The organism is Hazenella coriacea, assembly GCF_004341825.1.
GTDB classification, from domain to species: Bacteria; Bacillota; Bacilli; order Thermoactinomycetales; family Thermoactinomycetaceae; genus Hazenella; species Hazenella coriacea.
On the sequence record NZ_SMAG01000019.1, the window covers coordinates 1 to 4,695 of the forward strand.

The window sequence follows — 4,695 nt, forward strand, 5'->3', positions numbered from 1 at the left end:
ACCTCCTTTCTACGGAGTATCTTTATGATACATGACGAAACGAATTTTCTCTCTCAGGTCATGCTTTTACTCACTCTTTAGTTTTCAGGGAATACATTAAAAAAACTACACTGCAAAGTGTAGTTTTTTTAATGTATGGTGAACCAAAGATTTTGTAGAAAATCACTTTAGTAGTACTATTTATCTTTTACCCAATGAATAGAAGAGAGTGGATCCCATCCATCCTCAATCATTTGATTAGCAATTTTTGCAATGTTTTTTGCATCATCTATTCCACGATGGTGGGTTCCTGATAAGTTTAAACTAAGGTATTGAAGTGCTTGTTTCATCCCTAAAGGTCTTTTCAATTGATAGAACTCTTTGTGCGCTTGCTTCAGATTGATATGTTGGGGGAGAAATGGATACTTGAGTTGAAACCGTCTACAAACAGCCATTGTCTGGCGTTGATCATAAAACCCCCAAGAACTAAATATAGATTTGGTTCGTCTGGAAAGTTCATTTAATTCAGTAATCGCTGTTTCGATCGATTTTCCAGTTTCTACTTGTTCTTGAGTGATTGTTGTAAGTGATTTGCAGAAAGGACTTAATTGAGGAAATAGGGTTGGACGAACAAAAGTCTGATACCCCTCTACTTGTTTTAAAGTATTTACATCAAATACTACAGCTCCAAATTCAATGATTTCAGAAAAGAAATAAGGTGGTTGTTTAGTTTTTTCATAGCATGTTGATTCTAGATCAATGATGAGTAGTTGAGTCATGAAGTGTCTCTCCAATCTTTTCAATCAATATAAATAGTTAATTTATATAGTACCATTAAAAAAGCTACCTCTATGCAGAGGTAGCTTAGTTTTTTATATATCTTTTGACTCTTGTCGTCTACGGACAAATTGGTAACTAATCACCAGAATGAGAAACCAAATAGGAGCAACATAAAGGGCAACCCGTGTTTCTTCATTGAAACCAAGTAATACAGCAACGAATCCTAAAAAGAAAAGTGCGATCCAGTTGGTCCAAGGGGCACCAGGCATTTTAAAAGAACTCTCACGAACTTTATGTTGCTTAACAGCTTGACGATATTTGATGTGAGAAAATAAGATAATCCCCCAGATCCAAAGAGCACCAGAAGTAGCTACACTGGTAATATAAATAAATGCTTTTTCAGGCATGATGTAATTAAGTACTACACCAAATAGCAAAGCAATAGCAGACAATGTAATTCCACGTGCGGGAACTTTACGTTTGCTTACAGCTCCTAACATTCGTGGTGCTTGACGTGAATTCGCTAATGTATACAACATGCGACCTGTACTAAAAATGCCGCTATTGCAAGAAGAGAGTGCAGCTGTTAGCACAACGAAGTTAATAATGCCTGCAGCGGCGGGAATTCCAATGTGTTGAAATGTAAGTACAAATGGGCTTGTTTTTCCATCAAGCTCAATCCAAGGATATAAAGACATGATAACTAACAAAGCCCCAATATAGAAGATTAAAATTCTCCAAAGGATCTTATTGATTGCGGAGGGCATGGTTTTTTCTGGGTCTTTGGCCTCACCAGCTGTAACACCGACCAATTCTACTCCTAGAAAAGCGAACATTACCATTTGTAAAGAAAGTAAAACCCCTAAAACACCATTCGGCATGAATCCGTTATGCTCCCAAAGGTTTGAAAAGCCAATGGGTTGTCCATTGTTGCCGAAGCCTGTTGTAATGATAACAAGGCCTACAACAATAAGAAGAATGATGGTGACCACTTTAATTAATGCAAACCAAAACTCAAACTCCCCAAATAGTTTTACAGCAATTAAGTTGATCAAATAGACAAATAACAAAGCGATTAAAGCTGGAATCCATTGCGGGATTCCAGGAAACCAATACTGGGCATAAACACCTACAGCTGTGATTTCTGCCATTCCCGTAACTACCCACATAAACCAATAAGTCCAGCCGGTTATAAATCCAGCCCAAGGGCCAATAAACTCGTTAGCATAGGCACTAAAAGAGCCGACGACCGGTCGATAAAGGGCTAATTCCCCTAGTGCTCTCATCACAAAAAAGATAACTAATCCACCAAGTGCATAGGCAAGAACTAGTGCAGGTCCAGCTGTTTGGATTGCTTTTGCTGATCCTAAGAACAAGCCTACCCCAATAGCTCCTCCAATGGCGATGAGTTGGATGTGACGATCACTTAATTCTCTCGAAAAATCATTGTTCTTAACAGGATTATTATTTGGCATTATATCCCCTACTTTCCTTTTCGGAAATGCTGAATGAAATAATTTTTAAGTAGATATAGAATTATTTTGCATTATCTATACTACAGTTTATGAGTCTATGTTTCAAATGGAGAAATCATCAGAAAGATTAACATCTCAAAAAGAAAGTTAATCATTTAGCTGTTAAATTAATTTGATAATCATAATATGCCACTTTTATTTTTGTTTATGTGTAAGGAGTTCTATTTAATTTCTGTTCAACAAAACACTATTCAAAACGAGTTTCTAATAAATTGTTTTTTATTGACTCTTACGTTGTGTGATACTTTATAGTGCAATTAAAGGGGTGTAAAAAGAGCTATGAAAGTTAAAGAAGTAGCTGATTTGGTTGGAGTTAGTATCCGTACACTCCATCATTACGATGAGATTGGTTTGTTAACTCCAAAAGAAACAACCGAATCAGGTTATCGAATTTACTCAGAGGAAAACTTGGAGATGTTACAACAAATTTTGTTTTTTAAAGAACTTGGTTTCTCTCTAAAGGAAATAAAAAAGATTATTCATAGTCCTTTATTTAATCGGCACGAAGCGTTGATTTTACAACGAAAAATGTTGATTGAGAAGCGGAATAAACTCGATAAGATGATTGTTACCATTGATAAAACAATTAAACATATGATTGGGGAAATTCATATGACAAACGAAGAAAGATTTGAAGGGATTGACTTTAATCATAATCCTTATGAACAAGAGGCTCGTAAACGTTGGGGGAAGCAAGCTGTCGATCAGGCAAATGCAAAATTAGAGAGAATGTCTAAAGATGAGCAAAGAAGTTTATCTGAACGATGGGATTTGATCTTTAAAAAGCTTGCACTCCTTCGTAAACAATCCCCAGAATCCCAAGAAGTTCAATCAATAATTGAAGAGTGGTATGGTTTTTTAAATGAAAACTTTGGTGAATACTCTCTTGAGGCATTTTATGGATTAAGTCAACTTTATATTGAGGATGAACGCTTTACCAGAAACATTGACAAGTATGGTGAGGGATTAGCGAAGTTTATGAGTGAAGCGATGAAATTTTTTTCAGATAATAACAAAAGAACATAGGTGGTTGCAATGAGAATAGTCATTGAAAATACAATCGAACAATATGAAAAATTATTCTCTTTGGCAGAAGGAAGAGAGAACTTCTTTCGATATGGTATGATGAAGCCTTTTGAAAAGATGTGGAGTACAATGAATGTTCCTTTAGAAACTAAAGAACCCAATGGATACGATGTAATCATGGCTACAAATATGCTTGGATTTCTTCGTATATTAGATACGGAAACTGGAAGAATCGCATTGAAGAGGCTAAAAGAAATTCAAGTTCTTCAAACGGCACATGATACACTGAAACGTTGTGTTAACTTTATTCAAAAGAATAATTTAAATATAAAAACTGATGAATTAAAGTTTGGATTGTATATAGCTGATCCTAAAAAACTGGAGTTACAGAAAGGATATTGTGGTTTTGGGGGAATTCCGGGATTTATTCAAGTTACTATCTACCCTAACCCATATAATATCCCGAAAATTCCCGCTCTAATTGCACATGAATTTCATCATAATATCCGTTTTTCATATTTTGATTGGGATCATGGGAACGTGACTGTTGGTGATTACTTAGTTATAGAGGGATTAGCTGAGTCATTTGCTAAAGAACTTTATGGTGAAGATTTACTAGGGCCTTGGGTTACCTCTTTTGATGAAGAAGACTTAGAATACTCAACGGAAGTAATCAAAGGGGCGTTAAATGTGAAAGGATTTTCCGAAGTTAGCAGTTACATGTTTGGTGATACATTTGCAAATGAGCAGGGATATCAACCGGTTGGATTATCACCATTTGCGGGTTATGCAGTTGGATACCAAGTAGTACAGTCTTTTATGAAAGCTAATCATGTGGGGATTAGAGAAGCTACTTTACTTAGAACAGATGAAATAATAAATAATTGTGCTTTTTTCTAATAACTCGATTTAACTAATGAAGTATTACTATTAGAGTGTGGTAATGCTTTCATTGTTTAACTATTGACTAAATGATTTGGTATTATTAGCAATTGATGATGAGAACTCTGTAATGGGGCCTTTTACGAAACTGCAACATTAAGGGCGTTTATTTACTATCTTAAAATTAGTCAAGAAAACCAACTTAGAGTCGTGAGACATCTGCATTCAGGGATATCGTAAAACAAAGTAATAAAGAAATTGGTATGAGTTGGAGTTCCTTTTGGTGGAATGTTCGGACGACTACCAAATGTTTATGAATAGGGATCTGGAGAGAGGTTTTTTTCTTATTAGGGGTTGTTTTTTCTTTTGAAAGGTGTTATATTAATTTTTGTCGCCAAAAGATGCGACGAGATGAAGATTGCACCTTGAAAATGTGAATATGGAAGAACACGATATCTAGTCTAGATGTCATGTTGCATTCACCGGAAGAAGT

The 4,695-nt window shown here is 35.5% G+C and carries 4 protein-coding genes; 2 read left to right on the top strand and 2 right to left on the bottom strand.

Going from position 1 to position 4,695, the window contains the following annotated elements; genetic code table 11:
• Window positions 1–176: 176 nt before the first annotated feature.
• Both EDD58_RS14645 and EDD58_RS14650 read right to left on the bottom strand, forming a co-directional pair.
• Complete coding sequence (locus tag EDD58_RS14645) at window positions 177–758, bottom strand: 3'-5' exonuclease (RefSeq protein ID WP_131926871.1); 582 nt, start codon at window positions 756–758, stop codon at window positions 177–179.
• Between the two features lie 93 nt (window positions 759–851).
• The gene (locus tag EDD58_RS14650; RefSeq protein WP_131926873.1) at window positions 852–2,234 is read right to left on the bottom strand and encodes an amino acid permease; all 1,383 of its coding nucleotides are present in this window, start codon (window positions 2,232–2,234) and stop codon (window positions 852–854) included.
• A gap of 339 nt (window positions 2,235–2,573) precedes the next feature.
• On the opposite strand from EDD58_RS14650, the gene EDD58_RS14655 reads away from it, so the two are divergent.
• Together EDD58_RS14655 and EDD58_RS14660 are read left to right on the top strand one after the other, a co-directional pair.
• The gene (locus EDD58_RS14655; protein WP_131926875.1) at window positions 2,574–3,320 is read left to right on the top strand and encodes a MerR family transcriptional regulator; all 747 of its coding nucleotides are present in this window, start codon (window positions 2,574–2,576) and stop codon (window positions 3,318–3,320) included.
• A gap of 9 nt (window positions 3,321–3,329) precedes the next feature.
• A complete protein-coding gene (locus EDD58_RS14660; RefSeq protein WP_131926877.1) occupies window positions 3,330–4,220 on the top strand; it encodes a DUF2268 domain-containing putative Zn-dependent protease in 891 nt (296 codons plus the stop codon).
• Window positions 4,221–4,695 lie beyond the last annotated feature (475 nt).

Coding starts and splice junctions, on each gene's coding strand:
- EDD58_RS14655 (WP_131926875.1), top strand. CDS start 2,574: ATGAAAGTTAAAGAAGTAGCTGATTTGGTTGGAGTTAGTATCCGTACA.
- EDD58_RS14660 (WP_131926877.1), top strand. CDS start 3,330: ATGAGAATAGTCATTGAAAATACAATCGAACAATATGAAAAATTATTC.
- EDD58_RS14650 (WP_131926873.1), bottom strand. CDS start 2,234: ATGCCAAATAATAATCCTGTTAAGAACAATGATTTTTCGAGAGAATTA.
- EDD58_RS14645 (WP_131926871.1), bottom strand. CDS start 758: ATGACTCAACTACTCATCATTGATCTAGAATCAACATGCTATGAAAAA.